Annotated in this window: 13 protein-coding genes; 6 read left to right on the forward strand and 7 right to left on the reverse strand. The window is 51.3% G+C overall.

What is annotated here, in order from left to right; all coding sequences use genetic code 11:
- Nucleotides 1–198: 198 nt before the first annotated feature.
- Nucleotides 199–486 carry a hypothetical protein gene (locus EB809_RS18775; RefSeq protein ID WP_123636384.1) on the reverse strand — a complete coding sequence of 96 codons (288 nt, stop codon included), beginning with the start codon at nt 484–486 and terminating at the stop codon, nt 199–201.
- A 964-nt stretch (nt 487–1,450) separates the two neighbouring features.
- On the opposite strand from EB809_RS18775, the gene EB809_RS18780 reads away from it, so the two are divergent.
- The 4 genes from EB809_RS18780 to EB809_RS18795 all read left to right on the forward strand — a co-directional run bounded on the left by EB809_RS18780 (nt 1,451) and on the right by EB809_RS18795 (nt 6,842).
- Nucleotides 1,451–4,912 (forward strand): DUF6531 domain-containing protein, encoded by a 3,462-nt coding sequence (locus tag EB809_RS18780; RefSeq protein ID WP_123636385.1) that lies wholly within the window; start codon nt 1,451–1,453, stop codon nt 4,910–4,912.
- A 20-nt stretch (nt 4,913–4,932) separates the two neighbouring features.
- Nucleotides 4,933–5,868 (forward strand): RHS repeat domain-containing protein, encoded by a 936-nt coding sequence (locus tag EB809_RS18785; protein WP_190294966.1) that lies wholly within the window; start codon nt 4,933–4,935, stop codon nt 5,866–5,868.
- A gap of 12 nt (nt 5,869–5,880) precedes the next feature.
- Nucleotides 5,881–6,144 (forward strand): hypothetical protein, encoded by a 264-nt coding sequence (locus EB809_RS18790; protein ID WP_123636387.1) that lies wholly within the window; start codon nt 5,881–5,883, stop codon nt 6,142–6,144.
- A gap of 320 nt (nt 6,145–6,464) precedes the next feature.
- Nucleotides 6,465–6,842 (forward strand): hypothetical protein, encoded by a 378-nt coding sequence (locus EB809_RS18795; RefSeq protein WP_190294967.1) that lies wholly within the window; start codon nt 6,465–6,467, stop codon nt 6,840–6,842.
- Between the two features lie 348 nt (nt 6,843–7,190).
- Here EB809_RS18795 and EB809_RS18805 read toward each other — a convergent pair whose 3' ends face one another.
- From EB809_RS18805 to EB809_RS18820, 4 genes are read right to left on the reverse strand one after another with little or no spacing between them, the layout of a single operon-like run.
- Complete coding sequence (locus EB809_RS18805) at nt 7,191–8,267, reverse strand: Wadjet anti-phage system protein JetD domain-containing protein (protein WP_123636389.1); 1,077 nt, start codon at nt 8,265–8,267, stop codon at nt 7,191–7,193.
- The gene (locus tag EB809_RS18810; protein WP_123636390.1) at nt 8,260–13,482 is read right to left on the reverse strand and encodes a hypothetical protein; all 5,223 of its coding nucleotides are present in this window, start codon (nt 13,480–13,482) and stop codon (nt 8,260–8,262) included. Before EB809_RS18810 ends, EB809_RS18805 begins: the two co-directional genes overlap by 8 nt.
- Nucleotides 13,482–14,321, reverse strand: coding sequence for a hypothetical protein (locus EB809_RS18815; protein ID WP_123636391.1), 840 nt, complete (start codon nt 14,319–14,321; stop codon nt 13,482–13,484). The genes EB809_RS18810 and EB809_RS18815 overlap by 1 nt, the downstream gene beginning before the upstream one ends.
- Before the next feature lie 3 nt (nt 14,322–14,324).
- Entirely contained in the window at nt 14,325–15,701 is a 1,377-nt protein-coding gene (locus EB809_RS18820; protein ID WP_123636392.1) for a hypothetical protein, read from the reverse strand.
- 379 nt (nt 15,702–16,080) lie between these two features.
- On the opposite strand from EB809_RS18820, the gene EB809_RS18825 reads away from it, so the two are divergent.
- Nucleotides 16,081–16,725, forward strand: coding sequence for a WYL domain-containing protein (locus EB809_RS18825; protein ID WP_190294968.1), 645 nt, complete (start codon nt 16,081–16,083; stop codon nt 16,723–16,725).
- A gap of 392 nt (nt 16,726–17,117) precedes the next feature.
- Here EB809_RS18825 and EB809_RS18830 read toward each other — a convergent pair whose 3' ends face one another.
- Both EB809_RS18830 and EB809_RS21005 read right to left on the reverse strand, forming a co-directional pair.
- Nucleotides 17,118–17,450 carry a YegP family protein gene (locus EB809_RS18830; RefSeq protein WP_123636394.1) on the reverse strand — a complete coding sequence of 111 codons (333 nt, stop codon included), beginning with the start codon at nt 17,448–17,450 and terminating at the stop codon, nt 17,118–17,120.
- A 1-nt stretch (nt 17,451) separates the two neighbouring features.
- Nucleotides 17,452–17,625, reverse strand: coding sequence for a hypothetical protein (locus EB809_RS21005; RefSeq protein WP_190294969.1), 174 nt, complete (start codon nt 17,623–17,625; stop codon nt 17,452–17,454).
- Nucleotides 17,626–17,911: 286 nt separating this feature from the next.
- On the opposite strand from EB809_RS21005, the gene EB809_RS18835 reads away from it, so the two are divergent.
- The gene (locus tag EB809_RS18835; protein ID WP_123636395.1) at nt 17,912–18,796 is read left to right on the forward strand and encodes a WYL domain-containing protein; all 885 of its coding nucleotides are present in this window, start codon (nt 17,912–17,914) and stop codon (nt 18,794–18,796) included.
- Nucleotides 18,797–18,817 lie beyond the last annotated feature (21 nt).

Consider the following 18,817-nt stretch of genomic DNA (forward strand, 5'->3'; position numbering starts at 1 on the left):
TGATTACCAAACACCGGATGAGGTGTACTACCAACAACCCATGACCCTGGCAGCTTGAACCGGGAATAAAACTGGATCAGAGCTTAACCGCACCTTCAAGCTGTCCAACTGATGGGGTCCACCTCACAGCTTCCTAGCATAGCGAAGAAATTGAATAAATTTGAGCTTTAAACCATCTGCGGTTGACGTTCATGCTGCTCAATCATACGGACACTCGGGGCCTCCGAATTCAGCACCAACTGGTCCGCCGAGAGCTCCCTGCAAGCCTCGTTGCTTAATCCAGGCAATAGCAATTTCATCCATTGTCTCGCTTGGAATTTCGACGACCAGGTTATCTGTGGAAGAACCCTTATATGTTTCTTTTGTAACTCGAAATTCTGACGGGGAAGTGATTTCGAGAAAGACACTCTTGGGGTGTTCCGACAGCAGCTCTTCAAAGTAAAGGTGGTGGCGTTCGCCGCCCGTAATCGATGCTTTTGTGCTCATAGAATGCTTACCTCTTCGCTTGGCAGCTAGGATCATCCATTCGAATGGTTTCTCCATTCGGTGTGATCGTATAAAGAGGGCTGTGATCATCACGTTTCGGCGCGATGTTTCCATTGGCAACGCTTTGCAGATCGGCGAACAAATTATCGAGCGTTCTGCGCGCGTCGTCCAGTGAGCATTGTCGACGTGAATTCTCAAGTTGTTCCAACAATCCCATCATGATTTGTTCCCCTGGCTTACGAGCAGTATGGGAATATTTGCGCTGATCAACAGTCGCTGACTGATATTCTTGCTCGGTTCAATCATTAGCCTATCAATTTGGCTGACTCAGTGTCTCTGTACTGGGATGCTGTCATGGCCCTTTGTAACGTTATGTATCGTCATGGAGAAAAAAATGGACCTGCCTTGAATTTCAGATCACGCTTGAAACGGCTACTAAATTTAAGGAACTGCAAGCGATTTCTAAAAATCACATTGAGGTCATGAGCTCGGTGTCAGTTCAAGAAGATTGTATTTCTTTGTAACGAGACTTGCGATGCAAGATCAGCGTGCTAAGAGTGATTAGTGTGATCAAGGACTGAACAGTTTCACACGGAGTGAACTATGTACCGCACTATTGCTATTGCGACTTTGCTGTCGACGTTCTCATTGGCGTCTCTCGCCGGTGAAAATACCCACATCCCCGAAGGCGCTACGGCGCTGTCCGCGTCTCAGGTATCTGAAAACCATCCTCGGCTCCAGAGCCAGGACGACCTATCTCGACTTTCGAGCGAGGAAGCCCGTGTCAATGCGAAAGGGGTTGACCATCCGCCTGCACAAACGATCCGCTTTGAGGCAGGCGGTCCTCCCAAAACGCTTATTCCACAGGAGCTTCCGGCCGGGAATCCGCCTTCAAGGTCATAGCTCTCAGCTGCGTCGGGACTGACGCAACTCTTCTCTGATACAAACCACACGGAGGTGACTCATGTCATTTCACGCTCGAATGGTGTCGTGCCTGATCGTGGGCGCTGCGCTGACTTGCTCGGCACAAGCGACCATCCGCGACTATTACGAAGAACCCGGGCTCAATCCTTTCAAGGATACGATCAATCAGAATTTCGGTGAGCACATTGATCCATTTTCCGGGCATCTCCAACTGACTTACACCGATTTGGTCATCCCAGGGAACGGCGGTTTCGATCTCCAGATCAACCGGGTCTATAACAATCCGCAGGACGCGACTCTATCTTATAGCCCCTATGGCTATGGCTGGGACATGCACTTCGGCCGTGTAGTCATACCTGAAACTTATTCCGACCGGGCCTGTAACCAGAATCTCTATTCGGTCTCTGTGATCGACAACCCGTCCTTGGAGCTCCCTGACGGGAGCCGGCAGTTGCTGGTGCTTGCAGACCAGCACAGCCCGGAGCTCATTACCAAGCAGTGGTGGAGCGCGAGTTGTAACGCCAATAACGACTTTATCGTCAAGTCGCCTGATGGCACGACCTACACCATGGACTACCGGGATACCGATTCCGACGAGGTGATCTGGTATGCGACCAACATCGAGGACGCCAATGGCAACTCAATGACGATCAATTACCAGACCAATACGGTGGGCGTGACCTACATCGACTCTATTTCAACCAGCGATGGACGCTCGGTCAGCTACAGCTACAGCAACGTGAATACCGATGCGATTCACCTCGCCTCGATCACGGCGAACGGGGAAACCTGGACGTACAACTACACCTACACCGCCGGCACCAGCCCCGCGTACCCGCAACTGACGTCGGTAACCCGACCGGATGGCCTCAGTTGGGATTACACCTATTATCCGTTGCTGACCAACGGCGATGCCGGGAGCCTGGCAGTCGATACTGTCACTTATCCCACCGGCGGTACGATCGACTATGACTACGGCTATACCTACTTCGACTCAGGAGCCCAAAAGGCAACGACCGTTCTCGTAGGGAAAACCAACGGCGGCCGCGATATCACGCCGGCAACCTGGTCATACACCTACACGCCATCGTATTCGAGCGGCAGTGGTTACGACGAAACCATGGTGGTCGCCCCGGATCATCAGGAAAAGTACTACCACTTCGGATACCAAAACGCGGTGCCCCGCTGGGAAGTTGGCCTAAAGGCGGCCAAGGAGACGTACGATCTTAGCGGAACACTGTTGGAACAAAAAGTTTATAGCTACAGCAGCCTGCTGCTCTCCAATGAAAACTTCTGGCATGGCCGGGATACCACCCAAATCGACACCACCACCGTTGTACCGCTGCTGACCAATATTACGGATTGGCGACAAAGCACATCTGTTGAGACGCAGTACTCTGACTTCGACGCCTATGGTTTCCCTGCTACCACTGTTGAGACAGCCAACACTACCGAAGGAGTCGATCGCACAACCACCAAGACCTATAGCCATGATGCGAGCAACTGGATTCTGGGTTTGGTAACTCAAGATGTGATCGATTATCCGAATGGTGCGCCGGTGACCGAGTGGACAATCAATCGAACTTACGACAGTGCTGGCAATATGCTGACCGAAGACAATTCGGGGGTTCTGACGACCTATACCTACACGACGGAAGGTGATGTTGCGACCGTAACTGACGCCAACAATAACGTCACCACTTATTCCGGATATTATCGCGGTGCCGCCCAAACCATTAACCACCCTGAGGGTGTGTCCGAGAGTCGTGTCATCAATGCGAACGGCACCCTCGCGTCGTCCACCAACGGCCGGGGCTACACTACGGACTTCAGCTGGGACGGTCTGCACCGGCTTATCGGGATCGACTTCCCGATCCACGCGAGTGTGTCCGTTGTCTACGATGACGAATCTGCTGTCCTCACCCGCGGTGACTTCCAGGAAACCCGCTCCTTTGATGGTTTCGGGCGTGATATTGGGATGAAGCACGAAGACACTGCAACAGGCGACATCTCTGAAACAACGGTGACTCGTAACAGTGTAGGTTTGGCGTCTTTCAAGAGCTATCCCAACAGCTCGCAAGGCGACACCATAGCTTACGACGCGCTTAGGCGTGTGGTTAGCGTCACACATGCCGATCAAACATCTAAGACGATTTCATACCCATCGGGATTCCAGGTGAACGTTGTCGACGAGAACGGCAATGAGACGGACCGTATCTTTAACAGCCAAGGGACTATGGATCGTGCATGGCTCAGCACCATTAACTCGCCCGAGTCTATCAGCACCAACATACGGCGGAACGGTCTCGGCCAAGTATACGAGGTGTTTCAGGGTGAGCTGCAGTCAGATAACACGGTTCAAGGGTTTCGGCGATCGTATACCCACGATGCCCGAGGATTTCTCGTGCAGGAAACGCACAGCGAGTCTGGCACAACTGTTTACGGTCGCGACAATGTCGGAAATATGACCAGTAAAGAAGTGGGGACGAGTGGCATTGTTGAAACGCGGACCTACGATGATTTGGACCGACTAAAAACCGTCTCGTATTCGGATGGCACGCCGACAGCGACCTACACCTACGATAACAATGGCAATCTCAAGTTAGTCAGTAGCTCCGTCGCCTCACGCAGCTACACATACGACGCCAACGATAACTTGACGGACGAGGCGCTTTCGGTTGGGAGTGTATCCTACGACGTGGTGTACGACATCGACACGCTCGACCAAGTGAGCGGCCTAACCTATCCCAGCGGTCGGGTCATTGACTATGGGACCAACGCTCTGGGTTGGCAAACGCAGGCGACTCCGTATGTCACCGACGTGGACCATTTTGGTAACGGTTTGGTGGCATCGATGACCTACGCTAACGGCGTTGTCACGACGCAGACACTGGACAGCCTGGAACGGCCTGATACCCTGGTTGTGAACAATGGCCAGACCGACTTTGTGGATCTGGATCTTGGATACGATTCGGCCAGCAACGTCACCAGCATTGTTGATAATGCCAGTTCGTTGCACGGCGTGACCGTGGGCTACGACGGCGTCGACCGCATGACGTCGGCGACGGGTCTCTGGGGCACGGAAACCATCACCTACGACGCCCGCGGCAACATCAAGACCCGCGATAGGGACGGAACCACCCAGGAGTACTACTACAGCGGCCAGAAGCTCACCTACCGAGTTTTCCCCAGCTTCTACTACACCATTACCCACGATACGCGCGGCAACATGACCAGTGATGGTAGTAATGTCATGGTCTACAACGGCGCCAATCGGCTCGCGTCTATCGATAACGGTTCAGATGTTATTGATTACGGTTACGACGGCGCGGGCACGCGTGTTAGCCGTACCTCACCCACCGAGTCCATGCATGTGCTGTACGACAGCATGGGGGATTTGCTCGGCGAGTACGACCAGTCTGCCGGCTTTAAGGAATACATCTACGTGGATTCCCAGGTGGCGGCCAAAGTGTCTGACGACACTACCGTCGTGGGTCAGTAATGGTCAGGGAGGGCCAGAACATGAAACGTTTTATCGCAAACACCCTTGCCGCTCTGGCGGTCATGCTCATCGCGGTTTCCCGTCTCAATGCTGCCGAGGTAGTGACCTATTACCACAATAACTACCTAGGTTCCCCCATTGCCGCGACTGACAGTAGTGGAGCGGTCATCTGGCAACAGGCATATGATCCATGGGGGTTGAAGCTAACCACGAATACTGATGAACGAGGCTATACCGGGAATTGGTTAGATGAAGAGACAGGGTTGGCTGATCACAAGGCTCGCTGGTTCACGTCTGCAATTGGCCGGTTTACTGCTATAGACCCAGTGAAGTGGCATGAATCCGACATTCAGTCCTTCAATCGTTACGCATACGCCGGCAACAACCCATACAGCAACACTGATCGAGATGGGAGGATGCTGAGGCAAATTCCTCCAAAGACTCCAAACAACGAGGGACCGGAGATGGGAGGAACCCCTGGGCGAGGGCAACTGATCGAAGGCTCAATCGTAGCAGTATCTCAGGTGCAGTCGTCTGCTTCGTTCCTCCCCATCCAGCTGTATCGCCCACCCGGAATAACGCCAAGTGCAGGGACCATCAAAAGCCTGAGTGAAAAATTTGGTTTCTCTGGCTCCCGAATCGAAGCTAAGTGGGGTGTAAACTGGTACAAGCGTGGTGGAGCGATGCATGCGCTGGATCACATTATGATGAGGCATGGCCCATCTACAGCGAGTGCCGGTGTGAGTAAATTCTCCAGCGGGACTACCCGCAGTCAAGTTAAACGCTATGTCGATCAAGCTTTACGCTATGGAAAGGCGACTGCTAAGGAAGGCGGTGGATACAGTGTGAAGCATAATTTTGGCAAAGCTATTGGAACAAACAGAGAGGGGGCGAGTACTTCTCGACTTGAGGTCAAGGTCCGGGAAGGCCGCGTGCAAACTGCTTACCCATATTGAATGGAGCTGGGGTTGAAAACAGCACTTGAGGTATTTCTTAGCGAGGATTGCTCGGCAGCCCTCGCTAAGAAAATCAGAGATGAAATCGCGCTCAGCGTAGCCAACGGTGATAATAGAGAAAAAGAATTTATTTCAAATACTTTCAATATCTACATAGATGTTAAAGGAGGCGTAGTTCACATTGAGGATGATTTGGATTATTCGGAATTACAGGACTCTGATATCTCCCTGGAAAAATTTATGCTCTATTTAGAAAAACATTTTCCAGATACGTGATTTCTGGCCAAGCGTTGCGTATAGCTCCTTGGCTCTATTCTTGGGTTGAAATAGCCTTTGCGCTTGGCCGTTGAGCCTGTAGAAAAACCCCGGCCTTTGAGGCGACGGCGCCGCTACGCGAAATCTGGCAAAGTTTTCGATGCAAGCTGCTTGAGATTTCACGAGAGCGTGCAATTTTCAGTACGTAAAATGATCAATTTGTGGGCTTCGGAAAGTGCCGGAGTTTTTCTACAGCCTCGTTAGTGGCTTCTTTTCGGGAACTCTAAGTTCAATTCCAATTATTTAATTAGTTGCAAGAAAAGGCCAAGTCGCCAAAGCGGTTGAAAAAATACCTTTCAATTAAGGCTGAAGAGGCTAGCAAGCTGCAACGTAAGCTCATAAAGTTGTTGGTAAAATGGCAAACTGGTGAGCTTACTGAGGCAGGAGTCCGTGACAGCGCCGAGACCCTCGAAGAACGGTATTATTCCGGCGATTATCCCGAGTCAGATCTCCGCTCTATTCTTGTCGAGGCCCTTTTCGGCCTCGCCAACTTGGAGATACAGCTATTCGTAAAGGAGGATATTCCTGAATTTTTGGCATTTGTCTCTGCCCATGATGGACCTGAAGGTGCATGGAAACGCTGGAATGATTACTCGAAAAGCATTGACTGGCCTAAACGCGCAGACAAGCTGAAAGAAGATCCTTTCTATGGATTGTGAATTCAATGCTTGCCGACTGCTGGATGATACTTCCCCAGTCTGAAAGGATCGCATAGCGGGGTAAGTCAAGAACTGCACTTTATGTACGGTGACGTCTCACTGAATGGTACTTGCGGCACTGGAAACCAGCGTCCCTCAGTTCATGGTGTCAATGTTGATCCGCGCGGGCCCTCCTTCACGCCGAGCAGCAATGGCAGCGATTGAGAATGCCAAACCAGTTTTAGTTACACTGAGCGAGCTGCTTGCTTGGCTCGAATCCTACGAGATCACGCTCTACACTGATGCGGTTATGTGCCCACACCTGACACTGCTGCTCTGTGGAGGAAGTTTCGAGCTGATCAACAGAATCTATTCGTCTGTTTTTCCTTGGCGGGAGCGGTCGCGGTCGCAAACATACGGCATAGTTAGCTGAATCTCGTTAATGTTCTCACCTAGAGCCTCCTGATCTACAGACCGGTGACGACACACTCTACTCAGGTAGGCCACTTCAGGCGTATCCCCCCTCGCTTGGCGCTGGCCTGCTTTTTCGAATAACCGATGGTAGGGGTGACTCCGTTCGGGAATAGATGTTAGCTTTTCCATTTCCGCATAGGCCGAACTCAGCTTGATGCTGGGAATCCTATGCCGCAGGCTCTCAAAAATGCGCAACCCTTCCTTGTCTAGATCCCCCCAAAAGAATACCGGCTTAGTTTGAATGAGCTCTTTGAGATCCGGCCGCTCGCCACGGGAAGGGCAAGCCGTCACCTTACCCGCATGGAGATGCGCCGCGAAGTTCTGCATAGACAGGCCGTAACCGTAGCTGGCGACACCCAACACCCTTTCGACATGACGCGAGTTCGAAAAGGACGTAAATGATCGGGGATTTTCGATCAACAGAACCGCCTCAGCATCGACAGGCCCTGCCGTTATGACATACATCTCGCCCACATCCTGAATTGGCAGATCACTCAAGAATCTACCTGCCGAGGACAATCCGTTCAAAGCCTTCGCTGAACCAAGAAGATGGCGTGCCGAGGCGAAGACGCCATCGCCTGCAAAACCTTGCAACTCATACAAGCCATCCAAAAGACGTGTGACGTCGGACTTATCGAGCCCATCAAGTGCCTTTGAGAGCGCTAGACAGTCGACGTCAGGTACGGTAACACCCTTTCTTCCGAAGTAATCTCGCACGGTTATTGCCAATGGATTAATCTCGACGAGCGATGCGCCCTTCCAGCGGATCATCTTTACGGGCCGCCCGCTTCGGCTTACCCCTTCTATGAGTCCTTCTTCGGCCAATACAGATAGGCAGGTTTCAATGTCTATTATCGAAAGACCGGTGTGGTTAGCGATTCTCTCCAAGAGCCGTCCGGGCTGGAGTGGGCGCCCCCCTCTAGCTGCCTTGCGTATAAAGTCTTCGACTAACTCGCGCTGCAGCTCAGGCATTGTTCACCTTGTCAATGGCCATCGGCGTTATATGCGCTTCCAGTGCCGCAACCTCTTCGGTTTCAGGCAGAGGAGGGCCGCCGGCCTCCTCAGCTAACACATAGCCTCGTTTTAAGCCGGTACGACGGATGCTCACGCAAGCAGGAAATAATTCATAATCATTGTCGTATTGTTGATTGTGTATCCAGCCAATCAGTTGGAAGCTCCCTTTGAGTGACCGCAATACGCTTAACGACTCGCGGATCATCTTCTTATCGCTTAAGTTTGAAAAGAGCCCATCAATCATGACCGTGCGAGCAGACAACAACCGTTTTGCTCGAGTAATCGCCAAACCATCAAATTCATTGCGGGCATCACGGCGCATGGAAAAGTCGGCGAGTTTCACCAGGATGAGGAGCGTCAGTGCGTTGTATTGTCCGGTAGACACATCTCTTGATAGGGGGATATCTCTCCCGCCACCAATTTGTGGGTGATTGAAGTACACTCTCGGACCGGACGAATCAGTTGCCTCTGGAGCCCTAAAGGCCGCGCGGTAAAATTCTGAACGGATCATCTCACGTAAGCGCTCAGAGAAAGCGTGCTCGCTCTCCTTGGCTCCCCTCCCTGACTCGAGGTCTTCCCTTCGACGACTGAGCTGGGTGTCGATCTCGTCAACCAGGCTATTGAGCGTCTCTCTCATACCTTCGGCACCAATTACCGTTCCGGAGACTTTGATCGATGCGCCTCCGCCCCTTGTACTCATGACACGTTTCAGCAGGTCGAAATTATCTTGAGCATTACCGGTGAACCCGGCCATGGAATCTAGCATTCGCTGCTTGTTGGCCTCAACGTCCTGCTCGTTTAACCGATGCTTTTCTTCAGCCTTCACAAGATGACTGTCGATAAGACGGTATAGGTCCAGCACAGATCGGGTCAGATCGGCCTCGGATGGGGGGACTGATAGTGCTTCAACTTCACCTTCAGAAAGTCCATTGTCATGCATATCTAAAATTTTTCGGACTTCTTTCTTTAAGTTATTCGACGCCGTTTGGCGTACTTTCGTAAGCTCATTTATAGTTTGCTGACGCTTGCTCAACGGGAAACTTTCGGCGTTTTCCGCCAGGTCGTCCAATTTTTCTAGGGCATCGGCCCATCGTTCCTCTGCAAAGGCTTCTCTCAAGTCCGAGGCGATGTGGAGACTATCTTCGACGAAGACATTGCTTGCCGATATAGCGGCAGCGGTTTGATCAATCGGTAAATCAGCAGTGATTTTTCGAACGGCCTTCCATTGATCAAGAACTCTTTTAGCAGCCGCATCGGCCTTATCTAGTGAACGCCGATGGACTTCAACCTCCGCCCGGGCATCATCCTGATCCTTGCGTCGGTCTGTTAACCGGGTGCGCAGTATGCTCAGTGTGTCAGCGAGCTCATCGCGCTGCTTTACTTTATTGTCGCGGAAAAAGGGATCATTTTCGGCATCAATAGCCTGCTGCGCTTGATCGAACTGAAATCGGGTTCGCTTATCCGCGCGCTCAACAGCTTCGAGTCGAGACTGCCTCTTTTCACCAAATGATGCATCGAAGGACACACCATCGTTTTTTTCAAATTCGATAGCTCGCGCAAGATCACCTTTCCAAGTCGAGGCCGCCTTGGACGCTTCAATCAGTTGGCTATTGGTAGATTTGACCAATGCTTCCGTTTGTTCAACACGCGCCCTCGCGTCGCTTTCAGCTTGCTGGGCCTTGCTTAAACGACCTTCAGCCTCGTTTAGGTGGCTGTCTAAGGCTTGGGCTTCTACCCAGCCACCCAGTTCTATAAACCTTTTGGCACTGGTAATAATTGGAAGTTGCTCATAGCGAAACCTTAGCGTCGGCAATCTTTCCTGAATGTCCGTTAGAGCCTGAGTGGAATTTCGGAGTACTTGCACATTCCGATCTCTCGCCTCAGCACCGCCTAGCTTTAAGAATTCGAGCATCGCTTGGATGGCGGCGAGGGCGGCCTCGGATGCTCGAGCTTTCAGTGTGGGTAGTTCAAGGTTGAGTTCATTGAATTTCTGACGAAGCCGTGAAACTTCAGTTTTTTGTTGCTCAAGCGCCAGATCACCACCCGCTTCGACATAGTCTGCGGCCAATCGGATACACCTGATAACTTCAACGGATCGATGTGCCTGTACAGTCTCCAACTCCGTGCTTGTGAGACCGTACTGCTCTCGCGCTTCGACTAGCGCGATTCTTGCCTCCTCTTGAATAGCTTGCAGGGCGCGAGAAATAGTGTGGCTGATCTCAGAATCAGGCCCAAGATCCGCTAACTCAGTTTCCAAACAAGATAGCTCACGCTCAATATCCGAAGCCTTCTCCTGAAGTCCTTGGATAAGATCTGGGACCAGGGATGGGTCCAGGAGTGCTTTAACCTGCGGGGTATGCATCCCTGCCAACAGACCACGAACCGAGTCACCTTGCGAAAACAGGTCTCCATCCCGGCAAAAGTCGTGCAAACCTTCAAGGGAGAATATCGGCACTTCAAGACCAGCTTCGTCTAGGCGCGTCAGCGCACGACCAGCCTCTTCAACATCCGCGTAAACCGGGCTGTGCAGCACATGGGAGAAATGCGCCATCACTGCATTTTCGCGATCACCCGACAACGCCATATCTTTAATGACTTGGTGGACAAGGAGCGGGGCTTCGCCAACACATTCCAGTACTTCGCTGCCGATTCTTCCCGGGGCACTCCCACCAAATTCCAAGCCAGCAATCTGGTTGTTGGTGATGCGAAGCGTGACCTGGAAACGGTTTATCTCAACCGCAATCCTATTGCGCCGTTCACCTCGATGTCTCAGCACCTCGTGGGGAGAGCTATTCGGGAAGGTTTGCTCAAAAACCTCTAAATCAGCAACCATCGGCGCCAGCCGATCAATGCTTTGTTCTGCTTTCATAAGAGTTGCACGCGCGAGGTTTTCACGCTCTTCAAGCTCAGCCTCCAAGGTTTTTAGGTCTACGCGTTGCCCGAAGCGCGATCTCGTATCGGTGAGATTGCGTTGCCCTTCAGTAAGCTCCGTCAGTTTGTCTGATGCTTGTTCCTGCTGGCTGGCCAACCATTCTATTTCGTGCTCAGCGTCGCTGAGAGCACGAGTCACTGCTTCAGCGAGACCTTGTGGGGCTTCGTCATTGAAAATACTCCGATAGGTTTGGATACCCGGCTCAAGATCTTCAAAGCCACGACAAACCTCTTTGGCACGGCCTACCTCTACTTCCAGTCTCGCTTGGAGGGACCTTGCATCTTGGAGTTCGTTCGGCACGGATTCAGCCAACTCGCACGGATTCTCTCCGGGAAATGACGATTCATACTTCCGCATGTAGGGGGCAAGATAATCAATTTCACCTTTTTGATTTCGTAAGCCCTCTAGATCATCTTGAACCGCTAAACGTGCCCTACCAGCTTGGCGCTCATCCTCCCTTGCGTTCTCGTGCCCATGCCTTGCATTCGAAGCTGCAGTCTCTGCATTCTCCAGTGTCGCATTTAACAACTCGAAAGCTTCAACCGGAGATTGTGGGCCGAACTCTTGTACGATGCGGGCATAGGATTTTCGGCCGTCTTCTAAAGCGACATTCTGATCGTCGAGGTCTCTTAAATCTTGTACCGCTTTTCGATATTCCCCATGGACCTGCCTCCCAGTCGTAAACGGGCTGGCGAGCTCTTCGCTATCGAAAAGCTGGCTTTGACGCATCGCTGACAAGGCCAGTTCGGCCTGCTCTATGCCTTGGATTTCACTATTCAGATGTTGAAGTTCACCGTTTTTCTTTTCCCAGTTAGCTTCATCCTTATCAATCTCCTGGCCAAGCGCCTCGATGTGTGTTTCGGATTCCTGGCGTAGTTTGCGGAAGATGTTGTGTTCTCCCTCACCCGTGCGCCAATCCCAGGCGTAGTTGATGGCGCGTAGCGCGGCATCCTGGGACCAACCTTCAGCAAAACTAGTAGACTCCCGACAGATTGTTAGGGCTTCTTGACGACTGTATGCCCTTCCGGGCTTACCTCTATCCTCGCGCCGGCGATTCATTAAGTCACAAGGTATTTCAATGACTTGGGATCGCCTTAGAGTTTCAGAAGTCAACCCTTTCCGAAAGGCTAGCTGATTTATCACCTTAGATTCTGAGCCAACTAGCTGAGACAATACGTAGTCTGGAAATAGCCAATGGCCATCCTGTAGCACCATGCTATTAGCGACTACCTGCGACTGGGAGTGATTGTGGGACATTACAATTGGTAGCAAAGGCAAAGGATTGTCGACCACTCCCTGACGCAGAAAGTGGTACTCCGCCATCACATCCTGAGCTTGCTTCTCAAACTGTTCCTGGGCATAGCTATGGTCTTCCGCAAAGCCCTTAGCTGCAGATAACAGTCCGTGCGTCCGGGTTAGCTTCTCTATCTTCTTCGCGGACTTATCCACTTCGTACCGCGCTGTTATGACCTCCCGAGCGCTCTTCAGCAATGTGTCCTCAAAACCACGCTCATCGTCCTCGGCGTAGCTGCCCATGCAATCGACTAAAGTCTCCGGAGCTATATGGCTGTAGAAGAACGCGGTGTCGTAGTCTTCACCGGCACGAGAGTCCACTTTGAAAAAATTGTCGGTTCCGTCACCGCCACCAGCCTTATGATAAGCCAGCATTTTTTGAGTCAAGCTCTCATCGATATGGCGACCGATAGCTTTCTTCCAGTCAGACACGGTTAGGGAGGTATTCGCATCGGTCATGCTCTTTAGCACCGAGGCAAATTCTTCATTGTGGACCAGCGATCTTTTGTGACCTTCTTTTATTGCCAGTGGGCAGTCTTCAAAATGACCTCGGTAACAATAAAAACGCACTTCATCATCACTGTAGCCATACATCCCAAACACCCACGCCTCGCCGGGGGCCTCGATACCGAACAACTGTGGGCCACGGAGATTGTCCTCCATCGTCTGATAAAGCATTTCCAAGCGGAAATGCGACCATACGCCCTTACGCTTCGGAGCCATCCTTGACTTGAACTTACTAGTCATTGAACGGTCTCGCGTTACCAGCGCGTAGTAGGCGTTGTTAAGTGTCGTCTTGCCTGTTCCATTGGTCGCTTTAATGGCTGCGCTCAACCCACGGAAGTTGATTTCCAAATACGGATAATGGGGCGACCAATCTTTTTGATTTGGGCGATAGTTATCAAGATTGATGCAGTTGCTAACTTCCATGCGGTTGATGACAGACATTATGCGTTCCCTTCCTCTGAGGATGCCGCGCCATCTTGCTCAGGTAGCGCCGTGGTCAGTACGTCATTGAGCTTTCCGCCGCTAATCAAGCCATTTGCTTGAACGGGACCAATGTGACGAGAGAAATTTTCAGCCGTATCTATAGCTGACCAAAGGGACTGCCGGTAAACCGCTCCACCGCTGGCTTTAACGCTGTAGTCAGTTGGCTCTAGCACCTTGAGCTTCACCATCGCGTTGAAAAAGGAACGCGCACGTGCGTCGAGATTTGTGTCTCTAATGTCGGTCAGCGTTGAATAAACAAAGGTCGCGCGCTCATCATTCTCAGCGCCAGGTAGGCCTTCATTGCGCATTCTCTCGATGCGTTTACGGACCTCTTCAATAAATTCCTCTTGATCCACAGCGCTGTCTTTGAATTCGCTAACCGATTCAATGGAACGCCCCTCTAGGGTATAGAGAAAATAAAATAGGGTGAGCAACATAAAGGAGGCCCATATCGCCGCAGAATCCTTATTCTCGGAGCGGCGGCGCTCATCAATCAGCTCCTGTATAACGTCGTTTGGGGCCAGATGACTGGGTGCCGGGACGGAAGGATTCCTCAATGCAATATAAATACGCCCCTCCATGCCAAGCCCTATAGCAAAAGGATCAACCTGATGCAGGATCAGTCCTTGCGTTTCAAGAAAGTCGTCTAGGTCAGCATGGTCACCACGGGCTTTATCCAGTATTTCAGCTGCTTCGATTTCTTCTTTGGAGCGACGCCGATTCGATATCTTCCCAGAGTAGATAGCGCGCTGATTTACTAACTGGTTATAAACAATCCCCATCTCTGCCGGTGTCATTGTTCAACTCTCCTCTCGGACGCAGCGCCGTAGTGCAACATTGGTAACACCAATATGGTGGTTCCAGCCTTCAACCGTCGCCATCTCCGGAAGTTGAACAACCTCCAGAAATAACTCTTCATCATCGTCATGAATGGAGTAAATGCCGATTGCTTCGCTAAACTCCGCGATGGAATGAATAGGGCAGCCGGGTAACCCAGCGTTAGTAATGAGATCTACTAGTTGAACAGGTCCTTGATCGACGGCTTCGAGAATGGCGGGGCCATTTCGGGTTATCCAGGACTGAAATTCGGCATTGGCCTCATCGATCGCCGGGTCCATGTCGAAGACCAAATCTGGCTTCTCTTTGGGCTCTACTGCAGGGCTTAGCTTTCCAATCAGGGCGTCAACACCAACGATTTGCGGCCGCTGAATCCAACCACAACAACCAGCTAAAAATGCGACCATGGCCTTTTCTGTGGGGGGAGTACTGACAAACGCATCAAGAATCCGATCAAAGCGTAGTACCCCCATTTGCTGGCGCTTATCATTCTGGAGATCTGCGAGAAGGCCGCTCCAGTTTCGGCTCAAGCTTTCTGTAGCTTGGTGCACGACCGAAACAGCATCATTGAGGGCTCGACGATGGATCGGATAGTCAGGTCGCGCCAAGTTGTAGGTTTCCAAGCGTCGTCGAGTATCCTCCGTACTAAGAACTTCCTTTGCGTCCAACGCCGCGTTGAGGGCGCTATCCAGCATTTCACTGAAATGTTCTCGATGTTCTAGATACTCTGATAACAGCGTTTCGGTCGAGGGGTTTTCCCGTAATGCTGTAATTCGTTCGTTTTGCATTCGCAGGGTTGTTTGAATCTCCCCACACAGACGACCAATATCAGAGAATAGGCCACTGCGAATTGCGATTGAGAGCTTCTCGATATCCTTGTCCGCGTACAGCCACTCTCCGGTATGACGAACCATCCTGACGAATTGCTGGCCCGCCATTGTGAGCTTTACGCGATCCTGACGAGCCTGATAACGCACCAGCTGTGACAGATTTCTTGTTGTGAGGGGTTCATTCTCTTCGCCGAGATAACGTATCTCGCGCTCATTACCCAGAAACCGTGCAGAAAACCTAAGTTGCTCCTCAGAGAGAGCATATCCACCGTCCTGAAGCCCTTGGTGAAGACGTTGTATACCCACAAACTCAGTCACGCCGTCCAGCAACGCCTTGTCTAAAGCAAACAGAAGTGCTGCGGCTACGTAGGCTCGATGCTCAGCGTTGGGGGTGGCTTCGGGAGCTTTCAGTTGAGCCGCACCCTCATCCAGGCGCGCACTCTGAAGATCCACCAACCGTGAAGCCAGCGCAGTAATCAGTATTTCCGGCGGGATCTCCGTACCTATCATTAAGCCAGCCACATCCTGTTGTTTAAAGCGACAGGCCAATCTTACGTGAAGAAGTTTGAAGCTGGCAAGGTATGTTGCTTTAAGCGACGATCTAGAGCCGGTAGGGTATACTACGCTTCAAATCACCCGCATGAGTTACTAACTAGCTGATATGACAGGCTCCACACTAAAGACACCGCTTAAGCGGCGCGAAAAGCCCGTATCGCTGTTGTCTTCGGCGAGAGGCGAGTGGTTTCAGACCCAGCGCTTGCGCTTCATAGAGACACGTCTCTTCTGGTCAGGGAGCCTGACCTCCAAAGATCTTACGGAGACGTTCAATATCCATAGATCCGTGGCATCAAGAGACTTTGGCGCTTACCAAAAGCTTGCGCCTCGAAACATGCTGTATGATCGTCGCGAGCGCTGCTTTGTGGCGGGCCGTTATTTCTTACCTATATTTGGCTCTCCGACCCTGGATAAATTGGCGGCGCACTCTGTGTTGGGAGACCAATTTCCAACTGGAGAATCGATATTTCAGTGGCTACCTCAAGTCCAGCGTCATATTGACCCTGCTGTGGCAAGGAATATTGCGGAGTGCATAAGATCGAGCAGAGATCTGTTGATTGTCTATCGCTCTATGAAAGAACCGACAGGTCTGGAAAGATGGATAACACCGAAAGCTCTGGTTTCAGATGGCCGTCGCTGGCACGTCAGGGCTTACTGCCATTCACGTAGCGACTATCGCGATTTCGTGATAGGGCGAATAGCTGTCGCCGATAGGACTCGCCCGCTGGCCTCGGAATTACCTAAGGATGAGGACTGGGAAGAAATTATTCCAGTTGGCATCATACCTCATCCGTCATTATCAGAAGCACAGAAAACCCTCGTCAAAACGGATTACAACATGGACGAGACGGGTTTAACCTTGAAATGCAGAAAAGCTCTTCTTCTCTACGCTTTAGTAGAGATGGGCCTCGATAGCGACATTGGCCCGCCAAGACAGGTGTTGGCCCTAGCCGAGCCCAGCATACGGTCAAGGCTATAGCGGGTCGTACATTCGCTACGAGAAAAATCCAAAAATTCTTAAAGCACTCTTTTATTTTTCGTTTTTACATGCTCGCCTAGACCGTAGCGCCCCAGCTATTGACGAATTTTGTCTTCGCATAACTGGGCAACCTGCTTTTATGTAAAGCCAACCAAGCACTCAATGCAGAGTGGCGTGCATTTCTTCGAAAGGATTTCGGGTGCCCATGTTGTTTTGTTACCGGCGCAGATATTGTAAGAGAGAGCATCTCCCGAACGTCAAAGAAGGCTATTCGGCAGGTCAACGCTTCTATTGGGAAGGTGAGATTTCACAGAACTGGACTCTATTGGAGAAGGTCAATACCGCCTTTGGAGCAAGGCGGTATTGGGTACTACTCGCGGAATTTTGTGAACCTATGTCAGGTCCACCAAAGGAGCGTTCGGCCCATTTTGCTTGACCGAGGCGATCCCTTCATCCCTGGCGTACGTCGAGGAATACATCTGGCTCGTGCCAATGATCTTCCCGTTCGATGCGTAAAGGACAAAGTAAGGCTCCCTGGCGTTCGATGTTCTTCGATCGTAGAACTTGTCAAAAGGACTGTGCTGCCGGACGGATTCAACGCCGTTCTGCGCCCCGCCTTTGTTCACATAGCCTTCACTCTGCAGGATGGTTTTGTCATTACTAGCCTTCAAGCGAAAGTAATATTGCGAGTTACTGCCGGTAAAGAGCTCGTACCGTGCTGACATATTAGCGAGCCTCCTTGCGAACGCCTTTAAACGGGCGCTTATCGGACTTTACGTCCATAAAACGGCCCGTTTCTGCGTCGCGTTTGACCCATTTACCGTTGTTCATCTGGGTTTGGGATCGCTTGCGAACTGCACCGATACGCTTGTTGTCGCCATAAGGACGATTCACTGCCATGACTGTTCTCCTCGCGAACTAGTCGTTTACATGCATGCCAAGCGACAGTAGAATCCTCGCCGACGAAAGCTGGTACCTACTGCCTATTGGCGGTTCAGGTCCACTAACGAGCCCGGCCGGTATTACACCGCTCGGGCTTTTTAGTGTCAGCCCTATAATACGAATCATTATGATGATGTCAATCTATATGACGGCTATGATCGAAATGATTTGAATGCGAGGTTTGCCGTGCCTATAGTAGATCCAAGCAACAAAGCTCTGGAAACTTCGACTGAGAGGATGAGAAATGAGCAAGGTGCCTTTTGAAGGGGTTTCAGGCCAACAACTGGAAAGGCTCGCACACATTGAGTTTCTGGCCTACTTCACCGGCAGGGTTACACGTAAAGACATCATGATGCGGTTCGATGTTGGATCTGCCGCAGCAACCCGTGACCTGAGCGCCTATATTGAGGCAGCTCCGGACAACATCGTTTATGATCCCAGGCAGAAGCATTACGTCGCGATAAGCGATTTCCGATGCCAACTTCCACTCTCTGCTGACAAATGTCTATCCACCCTAACGAGTGGTTTCGGCGATGTTATGGATGGAAAAGAGGATTTTCGTTGTGCGCACTTCATAGAGCTCGAAAAACCCGCGCTGGATATCACGGCAACCTTTTCCAGAGCTATTTCCTTAAAACGACCGGTTGAGATTACGTATGTGTCGACGTCTAGTGGAGAATCATCTCGAGTCGTGTGTCCACATTCCCTGATGAATAATGGACTTCGCTGGCATACCCGAGCTTATGACCGGAAACGGTCCAAGTTTTCGGATTTCGTGCTTAACCGAGTCGTCTCTGCAAAATTGCTAAGTAGGGAGAGCGTGGGCTCAAATGAAGTCGTGGGCGAGGATGCCGATTGGAGTGAATGTGTGAAATTGATCATTGAAGCTCATCCAAGGTTAGACCGTCATAGCCGACTCGCCATTGAGAAAGAATTTGGGATGCAAGACGGGTGCTTCAGTAAAGAGGTCAGAAAGGCACAGGTGGGATATCTGCTTAACAGTTGGAATGTCGATTCAACCCCAAGTGCGGAGCTTAGAGGACATCACATATTGCTCCATCTTAAAAATGCAGCCGACATCAAAAGGATGGATATCGAGAGCTTTAGACTGGCGCCAAATTTGGACTGACTGTGGCAGCTTTTGGTGATT

It is taken from the genome of Marinobacter sp. R17 (assembly GCF_003789045.1).
Lineage (GTDB): Bacteria > Pseudomonadota > Gammaproteobacteria > Pseudomonadales > Oleiphilaceae > Marinobacter_A > Marinobacter_A mangrovi.